Source organism: Streptomyces sp. NPDC050619, assembly GCF_040654815.1.
In the GTDB taxonomy this organism is placed as follows: Bacteria; Actinomycetota; Actinomycetes; order Streptomycetales; family Streptomycetaceae; genus Streptomyces.
Genome location: NZ_JBFAIR010000001.1, coordinates 233,080 through 247,325 on the forward strand (window position 1 = coordinate 233,080; position 14,246 = coordinate 247,325).

The 14,246-nt window shown below is 73.1% G+C and carries 14 protein-coding genes; 6 read left to right on the top strand and 8 right to left on the bottom strand.

Going from position 1 to position 14,246, the window contains the following annotated elements:
- Window positions 1-782: 782 nt before the first annotated feature.
- Window positions 783-1,877, bottom strand: a complete 1,095-nt coding sequence (locus AB0I77_RS01040; protein WP_363280146.1) for a mechanosensitive ion channel family protein — start codon at window positions 1,875-1,877, stop codon at window positions 783-785.
- 342 nt (window positions 1,878-2,219) lie between these two features.
- Here AB0I77_RS01040 and AB0I77_RS01045 point away from each other — a divergent pair, with 342 nt between their 5' ends.
- A complete protein-coding gene (locus AB0I77_RS01045; RefSeq protein WP_109498769.1) occupies window positions 2,220-2,756 on the top strand; it encodes an HNH endonuclease in 537 nt (178 codons plus the stop codon).
- A gap of 81 nt (window positions 2,757-2,837) precedes the next feature.
- Here the strand turns inward: AB0I77_RS01045 and AB0I77_RS01050 are convergent, their stop codons facing one another.
- Genes AB0I77_RS01050 through AB0I77_RS01070 form a run of 5 tightly spaced genes read right to left on the bottom strand, consistent with a single transcriptional unit; the run spans window position 2,838 to window position 7,198 of the window.
- Window positions 2,838-3,476, bottom strand: coding sequence for a hypothetical protein (locus tag AB0I77_RS01050; protein WP_363280147.1), 639 nt, complete (start codon window positions 3,474-3,476; stop codon window positions 2,838-2,840).
- On the bottom strand, window positions 3,473-4,834 hold the full coding sequence (locus AB0I77_RS01055; protein WP_363280148.1) for a hypothetical protein: 1,362 nt from the start codon (window positions 4,832-4,834) through the stop codon (window positions 3,473-3,475). The genes AB0I77_RS01050 and AB0I77_RS01055 overlap by 4 nt, the downstream gene beginning before the upstream one ends.
- Window positions 4,831-5,634, bottom strand: a complete 804-nt coding sequence (locus AB0I77_RS01060) for an ABC transporter ATP-binding protein (protein ID WP_363280149.1) — start codon at window positions 5,632-5,634, stop codon at window positions 4,831-4,833. The genes AB0I77_RS01055 and AB0I77_RS01060 overlap by 4 nt, the downstream gene beginning before the upstream one ends.
- Window positions 5,631-6,596, bottom strand: a complete 966-nt coding sequence (locus AB0I77_RS01065; RefSeq protein ID WP_363280150.1) for a zf-HC2 domain-containing protein — start codon at window positions 6,594-6,596, stop codon at window positions 5,631-5,633. The genes AB0I77_RS01060 and AB0I77_RS01065 overlap by 4 nt, the downstream gene beginning before the upstream one ends.
- Window positions 6,593-7,198, bottom strand: a complete 606-nt coding sequence (locus AB0I77_RS01070; RefSeq protein ID WP_363280539.1) for a sigma-70 family RNA polymerase sigma factor — start codon at window positions 7,196-7,198, stop codon at window positions 6,593-6,595. The genes AB0I77_RS01065 and AB0I77_RS01070 overlap by 4 nt, the downstream gene beginning before the upstream one ends.
- A 220-nt stretch (window positions 7,199-7,418) precedes the next feature.
- Here AB0I77_RS01070 and AB0I77_RS01075 point away from each other — a divergent pair, with 220 nt between their 5' ends.
- The 3 genes from AB0I77_RS01075 to AB0I77_RS01085 all read left to right on the top strand — a co-directional run bounded on the left by AB0I77_RS01075 (window position 7,419) and on the right by AB0I77_RS01085 (window position 10,150).
- On the top strand, window positions 7,419-7,646 hold the full coding sequence (locus AB0I77_RS01075; protein WP_363280151.1) for a hypothetical protein: 228 nt from the start codon (window positions 7,419-7,421) through the stop codon (window positions 7,644-7,646).
- Window positions 7,647-9,755, top strand: a complete 2,109-nt coding sequence (malQ, locus tag AB0I77_RS01080) for a 4-alpha-glucanotransferase (protein ID WP_363280152.1) — start codon at window positions 7,647-7,649, stop codon at window positions 9,753-9,755.
- 155 nt (window positions 9,756-9,910) lie between these two features.
- Window positions 9,911-10,150 (top strand): hypothetical protein, encoded by a 240-nt coding sequence (locus AB0I77_RS01085; RefSeq protein WP_363280541.1) that lies wholly within the window; start codon window positions 9,911-9,913, stop codon window positions 10,148-10,150.
- 160 nt (window positions 10,151-10,310) lie between these two features.
- On the opposite strand, the gene AB0I77_RS01090 is transcribed toward AB0I77_RS01085, so the two are convergent.
- Window positions 10,311-10,955, bottom strand: a complete 645-nt coding sequence (locus AB0I77_RS01090) for a TetR/AcrR family transcriptional regulator (RefSeq protein ID WP_363280153.1) — start codon at window positions 10,953-10,955, stop codon at window positions 10,311-10,313.
- 94 nt (window positions 10,956-11,049) lie between these two features.
- Between AB0I77_RS01090 and AB0I77_RS01095 the strand changes: the two genes are divergently transcribed.
- Window positions 11,050-12,624, top strand: a complete 1,575-nt coding sequence (locus AB0I77_RS01095; RefSeq protein ID WP_363280154.1) for a DHA2 family efflux MFS transporter permease subunit — start codon at window positions 11,050-11,052, stop codon at window positions 12,622-12,624.
- A gap of 30 nt (window positions 12,625-12,654) precedes the next feature.
- On the opposite strand, the gene AB0I77_RS01100 is transcribed toward AB0I77_RS01095, so the two are convergent.
- On the bottom strand, window positions 12,655-13,164 hold the full coding sequence (locus AB0I77_RS01100) for a MarR family transcriptional regulator (protein ID WP_363280155.1): 510 nt from the start codon (window positions 13,162-13,164) through the stop codon (window positions 12,655-12,657).
- Window positions 13,165-13,273: 109 nt separating this feature from the next.
- On the opposite strand from AB0I77_RS01100, the gene AB0I77_RS01105 reads away from it, so the two are divergent.
- Window positions 13,274-14,245 (top strand): EamA family transporter, encoded by a 972-nt coding sequence (locus AB0I77_RS01105; protein ID WP_363280156.1) that lies wholly within the window; start codon window positions 13,274-13,276, stop codon window positions 14,243-14,245.
- The last annotated feature ends 1 nt before the right edge of the window (window position 14,246 follow it).

Below are 14,246 nucleotides of genomic sequence, written 5' to 3' on the forward strand. Positions count from 1 at the left end.
AGCTTCTCAGCGCTCTCACGGGTAGTCCACCGCGGGATCACTGTTAGGAAACTTTCCTATCGGTGGGAGGAAAGTAGGGCGCGCGACCCGGAGGCGTCAATACCGGCCACCGGTGGCAACAAAGTCGTTACGTGGCGCGAAATCGCCTGCCCGCTCGAGGCGACCGCGTATCCCGCCCGCACGCGAACGAACTACCGCGATCACACCACCAGTTGGCTGGACCACGGCCGGGACGCGGGTCTGGCGTGGGACAAGCTCGCCGCCCAGCACATCGCCCCGTGGGCCCACCGGCCCGGAGCGCCGCACAGCGCCACGGCTCGCCGTATCCCCGCGGTCCGCTCCTCCTACGGCCACGCGCCACGCCGGGACGCGGTCGTCTACAACCCGGCCGAGCAGGCGCCCCCCGCCTGACCAATCCGGCCCAGCCGACCCCGACGGGCCTGGACCCGTGACAGCCCGCGGTACTCCTCGCCACGTTCGACGCGCGGTGCGGGGCCCACTCCCGCCACCCGCGACAGGGCCGCGCCTGCGGCGAGCCTGTCCGCGTCCTACGGCGTGCGCCGACGCCACGACGGGCCCTGCCAATGCCTGCGGCGAGCCCGCCCGCCTTCCACGGGCCTCCGCCCGCGTCCTGCGGCGAGCCCGCCCGCCTCGCACGGGCCCCCGCTCGCGTCTTGCGGCGAGCCCGCCCGCCTCGCACGGGCCCCCGCTCGCGTCTTGCGGCGAGCCCGCCCGCCTCGCACGGGCCCCCGCCCGCGTCCTGCGGCGCCCCCGCCCGCCTCCTACTTCGACACACTCGGCGGCGTCAACGGCGTAGCCGCCTGTGCCTGGGGGGATCCCGTGTTGGAGTATGCCGACGGGGCTGCCATGCCCGCCGTCGGGTCGTCGGCGGGTTGGCCCTCCGGGAGGAGGGGTGGGCCGCCCACGATCGGGATGTCCGCCTCGTCGAAGGCGTGCTTGATGCGCCAGCGCAGTTCGCGCTCGACGGTGAGGGACTTGCCGGGCATCGTCTTCGCGGAGACGCGGACGACCATCGAGTCCAGCAGCACGCTGTCCAGGCCGAGGACCTCGATCGGGCCCCACAGGAGCTCGTTCCAGGGCTCTTCCTTGCTCACCTTCTCGGCGACCGCGTTGATGGTCCGCTTCACCTTGTCCAGGTCCTCGTCCGAGCGGACGGTCACGTCCACACCGGCCGTCGCCCAGCCCTGGGAGAGGTTGCCGATGCGCTTGACCTCGCCGTTGCGGACGTACCAGATCTCGCCGTTGTCGCCGCGCAGCTTGGTCACCCGCAGACCGACCTCGATGACCTCGCCGGATGCCACCCCCGCGTCGATGTTGTCGCCGACGCCGTACTGGTCCTCCAGGATCATGAAGACGCCGGAGAGGAAGTCCGTCACCAGGTTGCGCGCGCCGAAACCGATCGCCACACCCGCCACACCGGCCGACGCGAGCAGCGGGGCCAGGTTGATCTCGAAGGTGCCGAGGATCATCAGGGCCGCGGTGCCGAGGATGATGAAGCTCGCCACCGAGCGCAGCACCGAGCCGATCGCCTGCGAGCGCTGACGGCGGCGCTCCACGTTGACCAGCAGGCCGCCCAGCGCCGTGCCGTCGACCGCCTGGACCGTGCGGTTCATGCGGTCTATCAGCTTGGTGATCGCCCGCCGCACCATGAATCTGAGCACCGTCGCGACCACCAGGATCAGCACGACCCGCAGGCCGATCGCGAGCCACGTGGACCAGTTCTGCTCGATCCAGCTGGCGGCGTTCGTCGCGCTCTCCTGGGCGTCCTGGAGCGACGGCACCTCCCCACTCGGCGTCTGCGAGGGAGACGGCGACGGCGACGAACCGGCGGCCAGTAGGGCGGCGGACAAGGACACGGCAGGTACCTCCAGGTGCAACGGTCCGCCCCGCCGACATCTGGTCGGGGCGGTGCACATGATCGTTCAAGGTCACGAAAAGGTCACCGGCAGGGCAGGCCCACCACACTATCGGGGCATCGTGTGTGGATCGTTGTGATGTTCGAGGGAGAGAACGCGCTCACCTGGGGATGTACAGGTGGGATGAAGAACCCATGATCCTGGGGATGAATCACATGTGGTCGAAAACACTCCCAGCCCGTTACCGGTACATGGTGGCGCTTCCACCAGGCGTGAGGGGAGACTGACTACGAAATCGTCCCGGCGCGAGCCACGCGCCGCCGGCGTCCAAGGAGGCCATCCGTGCCGCATGTCCTGGTCCTCAACGCGTCGTACGAGCCGCTCGGCGTCGTACCGCTTCGCCGTGCACTCGTCCTCGTCCTGGAGAACAAGGCCGTATGCCTTGAGGAGTCCGGCGCCTTCATGCACAGCGCGACCGTCACAGTCCCCGCACCCAGCGTGGTCCGGCTCAAGCGATTCGTCCGGGTTCCCTATCGGGGGCCCGTTCCTCTCACCCGGCGGGCGCTCTTCGCCCGTGACGGGGGCCGGTGCATGTACTGCGGTGGCGTCGCAACCAGCGTCGACCACGTCATCCCGCGCAGTCGCGGGGGCAAGCACGTCTGGGACAACGTGGTCGCGTCGTGCCGCCGCTGCAACCACGTCAAGGCCGACCGCCACCTCTTCGAGATCGGCTGGCGGCTGCGTCACAAACCCGCCCCGCCCACCGGTCTGGCCTGGCGCATCATCGGCACGGGTCATAGGGATCCGCGCTGGCTGCCGTACTTGCAGCCGTTCGGCGCGGACGACGCCCTGGCCCGGATCGACGGCATTTCAGCCTGACGATCCGGGCTTTCGCATACGCGGTGGCCGCAAGGGCCCCACGCCGTCGAGCGGCGTGGGGCCCTTGCGGCACGCGGTCGCTCAGGCGCGCCCCTGAGCCCGCGCGCCCCGTACGACGTACAGGGCGCCGCCCACCACGAAGGCCGCCAGCGCCACCGCCCAGGCGCCCGTGTCGCCGCCCGGCTGCACCGGCCACGCCCACACCACCGTCCCGGCGCGCCCGTGCGCACCGGCCGACCCCAGGTACGCCGCGCCGACGTAGCCGAAGGCCGGCAGCCAGCTCAGCCGGGCGCCGAGCAGGGCGGCCGAGGCCACGGTGACGCCCGTGCAGCCGAGCGTGTTGCGGATCATGGCGGGCGGGCCGAACACGGACGCGTGTCCGAGCACCGCCGCCGAGAGCAGGGCCGCGGCGAGCGCGGTGAGGGCCAGCAGATGGGCCAGACGCACCCGCCACCAGGGGCGTACGGCCGTACGGTCCAGCTCGTCGGACGCGGTGTGCAGGCTCGCCCCGATCACCGCGGCGGCCAGCAGCGGGGCCAGCGCCACGACCGGCACCCGCCGGAGCGGATCCACGTACGCGTCCAGGCCGTGCGCCGCCCATACGGCGAGGACGCCGGTCGCGAGGAGCACGGCGAGGGCGCTCGGGACGGCCCGCGAGCGGGCGTAGAGAAGCGGGCCGGAGGCGCGTGAACGGTCGTAGTACACGGAGAGTTCGCTCACAGCGCCGGCACCTCACTCGGCGTACACTCGTCCGCCGTCGCGAAGTACTCCGACAGCCAGGCACGGCGCTCCTCCTCGCCCATCGCCGTCAGCCGGGCGCGCGTCTTGAGCCGTTCCCGGAGTTCGGCGCGGTCGGCCTCGCTGCCCTTGGCGTACACCTCGTCGGAGTGCTTCTCCAGCGGACTGGGGGCCAGGTAGTTCTCCACCGCGTCGTCGATCCGGCCCACGCGCGGGTCCGTCCGGTCGCACTCGCCCCGGCCGTACAGCGCCATCCCGGCCGCCCACGCGTACTCCCGCGGATCGGTGAGCTCACCTCGTACGACACTCCAGCCGAGCGGCGTGATCATCGGCAGCTCCACCGTGTCCCGCGCCGGCCGGCCCGGCAGGTCCTCCCATCGGGCCGGCAGGTTCCGTACGCCCTCCAGGCGGCCGGAGAGGCCGGACAGGGCGTCCGTGACCTGCGGCAGGAGGTCGCCGTACCGGGCGTTGACGCAGATCTGCGGGGTGGTGGAGGTGTCGCACACCTGGCGGCGGGCGAGCGGGTTGGTGTGCCACAGGCCCTCCCCGGTCTGCACCAGCAGCGCGCCCGCGGCGGCCGCGGCGGCCAGCGGCAGCAGGGCGACGGCGCGGCGGCGGGCGGCGTACGCGAGGACCGCGGCGACCGCGAGACCGCCCGTCCACACCACCATGGCCAGAGGCTGCCACCACACCGGGACCGAGATGGTCCCGCCGTCGAGGACGGGTGACAGAGGGATGTAGGAGTTGTTGCTACTGCCGTACGAGAGGGCGCCGAGGCCGACGTACGCCCCCGCCGCCAGCAGCGGTGCCGCGAGCCGCCAGGCCACCAGCCGTCCTACGGCCTGGCCCGCCAGGACGGCGGACGCCAGGACGACGACGTCCGTGAGCGGCGCGACCAGGTACGGGCTGTCGCCCGTGGCGCTGTAGCAGGTGGCGAGCCAGGCGAGGACAGCCGTGGCCGCGTACCCGGCGACCACCCACAGCGCCAGCGGCAGCGCCGACGCCAGCAGCCGGGCGAGCGGGCCGCGCGCGGCCGTCTCCAGCAGGTCCCCGGTACGGCGTCTGCGCTCGCGTCCGCCCTGCCAGCAGCCCGCGGCCAGGGCGAGCGGGACGCCGAGCATCCCGGCGGCCGTGTGCAGCTGGTCGCGGGTCTCGGCCCAGCCGCCCTGCCACTGCTTCGAGTTGGCGGCCAGCGCGACCGCGAGCGTGAGGAGGACGGCGGCGCCGGCCCAGGGCCCGAAGCCGCGGGCGAACTCGGCGCGCAGGGGGTGGTGAAGGCGCGGCGCGCTCTTTCTCTCCGCGCTGTCCGCTGTCTCCGCTGTCTCCGCTACGAGGGTCATCGCGGAGTCCCTTCGAGAGCGGGGGAGGCGGACGCGCGGTGGCTGCGCAGGGCCGCCGTATAACCGCGCTCGATCGGGCTGTCGCCCATACCCACGCCGGTGCCGTCCGTGCCGTCCGCCGACTCGCCGAGCGCGGTGAGCGACTCGGGGGTGCCGCGGTAGGCGACACGGCCCGACTCGACGAGAGTGACCTCCGTGCAGGCCGCCGCCACGTCCTCCACCAGGTGCGTGGAGACGATGACGGCGGACGAGGCGCCCAGCTCGCGCAGCAGCCCGCGGAACTCCACGCGCTGCTCCGGATCGAGGCCGGCGGTCGGCTCGTCGAGCAGCAGCACCCGGGGGTCGTTGACGATGGCCTGCGCGATGCCGACGCGGCGGACCATGCCGCCGGACAGCGTCTTGACCTTGGCGTCGATGCGGTCGGTGAGTCCGACACGGGCGACGGCCCGTTCCACGGCGGCCGGGGTCCCGGCGGCGGGCAGCTCCTTGAGCCAGGCCACGTAGGCCACGAACTCCCGCACGGTGAAGCCCGGATAGTAGCCGAACTCCTGCGGCAGATAGCCCAGCTGCCGCCGTACCGCGGCCCGTCGCCGGTGGTCGCGGACGTCGTCGCCGAGTATCTCCACCCGGCCGCCGGTCGGTGCGGCGACCGTGGCCAGGACCCGGATCAGCGAGGTCTTGCCCGCGCCGTTCGGGCCGAGCAGGCCGTGCACGCCGGGGCCGAAGTCGAGGTCCACGCGGTCGAGGGCGACGGCTTTGCGGTGCCGGACGTGCAGCCCGGTCACTCGTATCGTGCTCAACGCTTCTCCAGGTGGTCGTAGGCGGGACGGCGGGCGGCCAGCAGTACGGCGCACAGGACGGCCACCGCCGCCCAGCCGCCCTGCGCCGGGGCGCCGTCCAGGTAGTACGAGAGCTGCTCGGCCAGGCGGGCCGTCAGCCGGCCGCTCGGGGCGGCGAGTGCCGGGGCGAGTACGGCGCACAGCCAGCCGCCGCCGGTCACGGCCGTCGCCGTACGGCTGCCGGCGTAGCCGGCCAGGGCCAGCGAGGCCAGCGTCAGCGCGAGCCCCGGCAGCAGCCAGGCGGCCGCGCCCGGGGCACCCGAGGACGGCACCAGCACTCCCGCGAGGGTCAGCAGCGGCAGGCTCACCGCCAGCACGGCCGCCGTCCGCGTCAGCACCAGCCGCAGCCCGGCGGACGTCGTCGACGCCGTGATCTCATGCATCGGGTCGGCGTGCGCACCGTAGGACAGGGCGACTCCGGCGACCGGCACCACAGGGGCGACGGCCAGCAGCAGGGGCCGCGCACCGGTGAAGTCAGCCCCGTAGGCGAGGGCCACGGCGCCGAACGCCACCAGCAGCACGGCCGGCAGCCAGGCACCGCGCACGGCGGGCCCGGCGGCCCACAGGACGCGGGCGAGACGGGAGCCGGGGGAGGGGAGCGCGAGCTGCCTCCTGGGTGCAGCGGATGTGCGTGCTGCGGATGTGCGTGCTGCGGATGTGCGTGCCGCGGATGTGGGTGCCGCGGATGCGGATGCCCTGGCAGGCGCCTCCGCCAGCACGGCCTCCCGCGCCCCCGTCAGGACCGCCTCCCGCACCTCCGCCAGCACCACCCCCGCCGCCGTCGCGCGCACCGCCCGCGATACGCGGGCCGCGCACTCGCCGCACGTCTCCAGGTGTTTCTCCAGTGACCAGGCGTCCGGTTCCGGCAGGGAGCCGTCGCCGTAACGCGTGACGAGGTCGTCGGTCGCGTGCCAGTCGGTCATGCCGGGTCTCCCATCGGTGACGGGTTCAACTGGGCGAGGGCCGCGCGGAGTTCGGCGCGGGCGCGCATCGCGCGGGACTTGACGGTGCCCTCGGGTATGCCGAGCAGCCGGGCGGTCTCGCGGGTGGTCAGCCCGTCGACGACCGTGGCGCGCAGCACCTCGCGCAGCTCGGGCGAGATCCGGTCGAGGGCGGTGCCCACGTCGCCGTACTCCAGCGCCGCCAGCACCCGGTCCTCCGCGGACGCCGCCCGCGCAGCCTCGTCGGTCGACGCGGTCATCGGGGTCGTCTCCAGCCGCGCGGCCCGCTCGTGCACCCGCCGCGCGTCGACCAGGCGTCGCGCGGCGATGGTCCACAGCCAGCCGCCGGCCTCCTCGCCGCGGTGCCCGTCCGCCGACCGCCACACCGTGACGAACGTGTCCTGGAGCACCTCGCGTACGAGTTCGGCGTCCGCGCAGCGCCGGCTCAGCCGTGCGTGCAGCCAGCCCGCGTGCCGGTCGTACAGCGCGGCCATCGCGGCCGAGTCCCCGGCCGCGACCGCGCGCAGCAGGGCGGCGTCCGTGTCGTCCGCGGCCTTCTCGTCCTTCTCCCGGTGGCCCCCCATGGGGCGGAACAGTCTCACAAACCGTTTATCGACGAGCTCGGCGCGGCCGGTTCGCCGGACCCTGCGCCAGTGGCCGTCATGTGCGGTTTGCCCCAATCTGGAGGTGTCCCGTCGGAACGGAATGTGACGAGACGCACGTTGTTGCTTCCTGGACGTCTGCCGTCGCGACCACTGGGTAGGGCTGCGGTATCCGCACGTCGTACCCGACAAGGAGGCCACCGTGGCCGCATCGGCACACCTTCTGCTCTCGGCCCTGTCCAAACCCGAGGCGGAGCCGTCCGCCGTACCCGATCTCCACCTGTGCGTGTTCAGCGCGGAGGGAGCCTGCGCCGAGGCTCCGCTCACCAGCGAACCGCCTCTGCCCGACGCCGAGCCCCTCACCAGCGAGCCGCCGCTCGCCGACGCCGCCCCGCTGACCAGCGAGTCCGATGCCCCCGCGGAGCCCTAGATGACAGCACCCCGGCCGGCCGAGTCCCCCACCGAGGAGCTGTCCCGGCTCGCCGCGCTGCACGGCGTCGCCACCTCCTACAGCCCCTCCCCGGACCGTACGGTCGCGGCCTCGGCCGCCGCCCTCGGCCGGACCCTGGCCGCCCTGGGCGTCGACACCGACACCCCCGGGGCCGTCCGCGCCGCGCTCGCCGCCCGCGAGCGGGAGCTGCGCGAGCGGCTGCTGCCGCCGACCGTGGTGTGCTGGAGCGGCGCCACGTCCGCCGTGCTGGACGCCCTGCCGGCCGGTACCCGGCTGCGCGTCGAGACCGAACAGGGCGAGATCGAACAAGGTGAGACCCGTGCCGCCGTCGGCCAACTCCCGCCCGGTGTCCACCGGTTGACCGCCACCGCGCCGGACGGCCGCAGCGCCGAGGCCCACTTGATCGTCGCCCCGGCCCGGCTGCCCACGCCCCCCGGACGCTCGTACGGACTCCTCGTCCAGCTCTACTCCCTCCTGTCGCGGCGCTCCTGGGGCATGGGCGACCTCGGTGACCTCGCCGAGCTGGCCTCCTGGGCCGGCCGCGCGCTAGGCGCCGGATTCGTCCAGGTCAACCCGCTGCACGCGGCGGTCCCGGGCGCGCCCACCGACCCGTCCCCGTACCGGCCCTCCTCGCGCCGCTTCCCCGACCCGGTCCATCTGCGGATCGAGGACATCCCCGAGTACCCCTACGCCGCGGACCGCGAGCGTCTCGACGCGCTGCTGGAGCGGGCCGCGCGACTGCGTGAATCGGTGCTGGAGAAGGGCGCGTTGATCGACCGGGACGCCGTCTGGGAGCTCAAGCGGGAGGCGCTGGAGCTGGTGCGGGAGGTGCCGCTCGGGCCCGGCCGGCGCGCCGCCTACTGCGACTACCTCGCCGAGCAGGGCGAGGCCCTGGAGGACCACGCCACCTGGTGCGCGCTGGCCGAGGTGCACGGCTCCGACTGGCACCGCTGGCCCGCCGCCCTGCGCGACCCCCGCTCGGCCGAGACCGCCCGCGCCCGCTCGGAGCTGATGGACCGGGTGGACTTCCACTGCCGCCTCGCCTGGCTCACCGACACCCAGCTCGTCGCCACCCAGCGCGCCGCGCGCGAGGCGGGCATGCCGGTGGGGGTCGTCCACGACCTCGCGGTCGGGGTGCATCCCGGCGGCGCCGACGCCTGGGCGCAACAGGACCACTTCGCCGCCGGGATGTCGGTCGGCGCCCCGCCGGACGCCTTCAACGCCCGGGGTCAGGACTGGGGCCTGCCGCCCTGGCGCCCGGACCGGCTGGCCGCGTCCGGCTACGCGCCCTTCCGGCGCCTGCTGCGGGCCCTGTTCCGCTACGCGGGCGCCCTGCGCATCGACCACGTCATGGGCCTGTTCCGCCTGTGGTGGGTACCGCAGGGCGAACCGCCCACCGAGGGCACCTACGTCCGCTACGACGCCGAGGCCATGCTCGCCGTCCTCGTCCTGGAGGCCTCGCGCGCCGGGGCCGTCGTCATCGGCGAGGACCTGGGCACGGTCGAGCCCGGCGTGCGCGAGGCGCTGCGCGAGCGCGGGGTGCTCGGTACGTCCGTCCTGTGGTTCGAACGCGACTGGGAGGGCGACGGCCGCCCCCTGTCCCCCGACCAGTGGCGTGCCGACTGCCTGGCCACCGCCACCACCCACGACCTGCCGCCCACCGCCGCCCGCCTCACCGGCGAACACATCGAACTCCGCGACAGCCTCGGCCTGTTGACGCGCCCCCTGGAAGAGGAACGGGCGGAGGCCGCCGCCGACACCGGCGAGTGGCTGGACCTGCTCACCCGGCTCGGCCTGCTGCTCGGCACCGGCGGCGGCATCGACACCTCGTCGGAGGAGGCCGAGGTCCAGGCCGTCCACCGCTTCCTGGTGCGCACCCCGGCCCGCATGATCGGCGTCTGGCTCCCGGACGGCGTCGGCGACCGCCGCCCGCAGAACCTCCCCGGCACCTGGGACCAGTACCCGAACTGGCGACTGCCGATCGCGGACGCGGAGGGGAGGCCCGTGACACTGGAGGAACTGGCGGGCTCGGCGCGGCTGCACGCCTTGGTGGACGTCCTCCGCCGGCCCGAACACGGCACCCCGTGAGCGCCGGTCACCTCAGCCGGTCACGTCAGCCGGTCCCCTCAGCCGGTCACCTCATACGGCACCCCGGACGCGCGCCCCTTTCCGCCGTTCGCTACGTTGGCCCTGTGAAGAAGAACGCCCTGCGCGCCGGCGCCCTGGCTGCCGGAACGACGCTGATGATGCTGCTCATGTCGTCCCCCGCGCTCGCGGTGGCCCGCGACGACGGCGACGACCCCGGCTCGGGCCTGAGTGTGATCGACACGCTGGGTCTCTTCGTGGCGGCCCCGCTCGCGCTCTTCGCGATCATCGCCGGGCTGGTGATGGTCCTGGACAAGTCGCACGAGTCGCACCGGGTGACGACCCGCAACATCAAGACCAAGGCCGGCTCCAAGGCCAAGGCCGACTCGAAGGCCTGACGCACACCGGCCTCCACCGAGGGCGCCGCCCCGCCGCACGTACGCGCATCCGCCGTGCGTGGCCGAGGCCGGCGCCTTTGGCGTGTTCCCGGGCGCATGTCGTTCGTGCCGGTCGATGGCGGCCCCAGGCGAAAAAGATATACCCCTAGGGGGTATACACCTAGCGGGCTGCTGGTGGGGCTTGGAGGCCCGCGGTGAGCAGCGCGATGAGGTGCCCGGTTTCCGTGTCCGTGCCTGGGGCCGCCTCTGCGGGGCGCCCCGGATGGAGGTCGCCGAGGGTGCCCGACTGGTGGAGGCCCAGCAGTCCCACCATGGCGCGGTAGCGGAAGGCGACCTCTTCCGGGGAGAGCCCGGGGAGCGCGGCCCGCAGGGCGTCCAGGTACTGCCCCTCGACCGGGGCGACCTGAGTTCCGAACAGGCGGCGGATCGCCGGGTCGGGCTCGAACATGACCCGGCCGAGGAAGCGGGAGACGGCCTGGCCGCGCTCGCCGCCGCGCTCGATGATGCTGGCCCCGGTGGCCACGAAAGCGCGTACCAACTCCTCCACGGTCGGCTGGTGGCCGGAGGTGCGGAGCTCCTCCAGCAGGCGCAGACGCTCGGCGTTGACCGAGGCCATGGCGCGTTCGACGACCGCGCGCAGCAGCCCCTCCTTGGAGCCGAAGTGGTAGTTGACGGCCGCCACGTTGGCTCCGGCGGCTTCCGTCAGAGTGCGCAGGGACGTGGCCGTGAAGCCGTGTTCGGCGTAGAGCCGTTCGGCGGCGTCGAGGAGGCGATCGCGGGTCGAGGCCGGGCGGGTGGCGTTCATCGGGGCCCATTTTAAACAAGCGCTTGATTCAAGCAAGGTGCACGTGCTGAACTGAAACGAACGCTTGAAACGGTCGTTTGAATCGAGGTCTGTCATGCAGCCGTCCACAGCTCCGCCGGATCTGTCGGCGCCGGATTCCACCCGCAGGTCGGCCGTGCTGGCGGTGATGTGCCTCGCGCTCGCCGTGGTGGTGGGCATGCTCGCCTCCCTCCTGGTGGCCGTCCCGGACATGGCACGGGACCTGCGGGCCACGGAGTCCCAGCTGCAATGGATCATGAATGCCTACGGGGTGACCTTCGCCGGCCTGCTGCTCCTGGGCGGCGCTCTCGGCGACCGCTGGGGACGCAAGGGCGTCCTCCTCGCGGGCCTGGCCGTGTTCGCGCTCGCCTCGGGCGCCGTCCTGTGGACGAACGACGTGCATCTCGTCATCGGGCTGCGCGGGCTGGCGGGGATCGGAGCCGCCCTGGTCATGCCGATGACCCTGTCGATCATCACCACCGTCTACCCGCCCGAGGAACGCGGCCGGGCCGTGGGCATCTGGTCCGGTGTCAGCTTCGGCTCCGCCCTGCTGGCCGTGCTGCTGGCGGGCGCACTGCTGGAGGCGTACTCCTGGCGCTCCGTGTTCCTGGCGAACGCCGTCCTCGGCGCTCTTGCCCTGGTGGCCGCGGCTGTCCTCGCGCCGACCTCCAGGAGCGCGGCAGCCACTCCACTCGACGCGGTCGGCGCGCTGCTGTCCGTCGTCGGTGTCGGCGCGCTGGTCTTCGGAATCGTCGAGGGCCCGGAACTGGGCTGGAGCGACGGCGCCGTGCTCGCGGGCTTCTCGGCGGGCGCCGTAGGGCTCATAGCCTTCGTCCTGTGGGAGCTGAGGAGCGCGCACCCACTGCTCGACGTGAAGATCTTCCGCCTGCGGGGCGTCGCCGCGGGCTCGCTCGTCATCACGGCCGAGTCCCTGGCGATGTTGGGCTTCTTCTTTCTCGGACTCCAGTACCTGCAACAGATCCTCGGCTACTCGCCCCTTCAGTCCGGGCTCGCGCTGGTGACGATGGCCGTCGGGGCGATGGTCTTCTCACTAGTCGCCCCCGGTTTCGCGCGGCGCTACGGAATGCGTGCCGTCATGGGGCTGGGGATGCTGCTGATCGCCGCCGGGCTTGGCCTGCTCGCCGTCACCACCGATGGTGGCGGCCTGTGGCCCTTCCTCGCCGGCACCGGTGTGCTGGGCGCGGGTATCGCCTTCGCCGCGACTCCCGCGACCGAGGCGATCGTCGCCGCCCTCCCGCCCGCCGAACAGGGCGTCGCCTCCGCGCTCAACGACCTCACTCGCGAACTCGGCGGAGTCCTCGGCATCGCCCTCCTCGGCAGCGTGTTCAACACCACCTACCGTTCCAGCACGGAAGACGCGGTGGGCGGCATGCCGGACGAGGCCGCCGACGCCGCACGCGACTCCCTCGCGGGGGCTCTGCGCGTCGCGTCCGAGGTCGGTGGCCGGCCCGGAGCGCACCTGGCTGAGGCGGCCCGCGAGGCGTTCAACTCCGGAATGACGAACGCGCTGCTCGGTGGTATCGCCGTGGTGGTCCTCGGGGCGGTCGCCGCCGTGGCACTGCTGCCGCGCCAGGCCCGCCCGCGGTCGCGGGGCTCGGGAGCGAAGGACCCTCAGGACACGTCCCCGTGAGCACGTGTCCTGTCGATCGTGGTGGTTGCCCTACTTCTCCGTCGTCTCCGTCGACAACAGCAACTCCCTCAGCAGGTCGGCCAGTTGGCCGGCCTGTTCGGCGTCGAGGGCGGACAGGGCCTGGGTCTGGGCGGCGAGGCCCGCGCCGACCGCCCGGTCGACCAGTTCGAGGCCCTGTTCGGTCAGCGTCACCCGCAGGCCCCGGCGGTCGTGCGGGTCGGGGGAGCGGCGCAGCAGTCCGGCCCGTTCCAGCTTGTCGAGGCGGCCGGTCATCCCGCCGGTGGTGAGCATGAGCGTCGCCGACAGCTGGCGGGGCGAGAGGACGTACGGCTCGCCTGAGCGGCGCAGGGTGGCCAGCACGTCGAACTCGCCGCGTCCGATCCCGAGGGACGCGTACGTCTTCTCCAACCGGTCGCTCATGGCGCGCGAGAGCCGGTAGATCCGGCCGAAGACCTCCATGGCGGTGGTGTCGAGGTCGGGCCGCACCGTGGCCCACTGCTCGATGATCGCGTCGACGGGGTCCTTGTGCTGTGCGCTCATGCGCTGAGTATCAGCCCGGCTCCGATCACTCGCAAGAAAGTAGCTTGACTAAAAGTTACTTAGCTCTAAGCTACTTGCAGCCAAGTCATCTTTGAGAAGGGTGCCGGCCATGAAGCGGCGGCCAGCCATCGTCCTGCTCACCGCCCTCGCCCCGATCTCCTGGGGCACCACCTACGCCGTCACCACCGAGTTCCTCCCGTCCGACCGCCCTCTGTTCACCGGCCTGATGCGCGCCCTGCCCGCCGGACTCGTCCTGCTGGGCCTCGCCCGGGTGCTGCCGCGAGGCGCCTGGTGGTGGAAGGCGGCGGTGCTCGGCGCGCTGAACATCGGCGCCTTCTTTCCGCTGCTGTTCCTGGCCGCGTACCGGCTGCCGGGCGGTATGGCGGCGGCCGTCGGGTCGGTGGGGCCGCTGTTCGTCGTGGGCCTCTCGGCGGTGCTGCTCGGGCAGCGGCCGACGGTCCGCGGCGTGCTCACCGGGATCGTGGCCGCGTCCGGCGTGAGCCTGGTCGTGCTGAAGGCGGCCGGGGCGTTCGACCCCGTGGGCGTACTGGCGGCCCTCGCCTCGGCCGCCTCGATGTCCGCCGGGACCGTACTGACCAAGCGCTGGGGCCGCCCGGACGGCGCGGGCCCGCTCGCGCTCACCGCCTGGCAGCTGACCGCCGGCGGCCTGCTCATCGCCCCCGTCGCCCTCCTGCTCGAAGGTGCCCCGCCCGCGCTGGACGGCCGCGCGCTCGGCGGCTACCTCTACCTGGCCCTCGCCAACACGGCGGTCGCGTACTGGCTCTGGTTCCACGGCATCGGCCGCCTCACCGCCACCCAGGCCACCTTCCTCGGCCCGCTGTCACCACTGACCGCCGCGGTGGTCGGCTGGGCGGCACTCGGCCAGGCGCTGACGCCGGTGCAGGTGGTGGGGATGGGGGTGGCGTTCGGGGCGACGGTTGTGGGGCAGCTCCGGTCGGGTGGCGCTCCGTCCAGGCAAACATTCAGTTCCCTTGAAATGAATGCTCGAAAAGATTCGATGGACCTGACGGTAGGGGTCCGGCGCTGCGACGTCAGATCGAGCCCTGTCGGCCTCCCCTAGG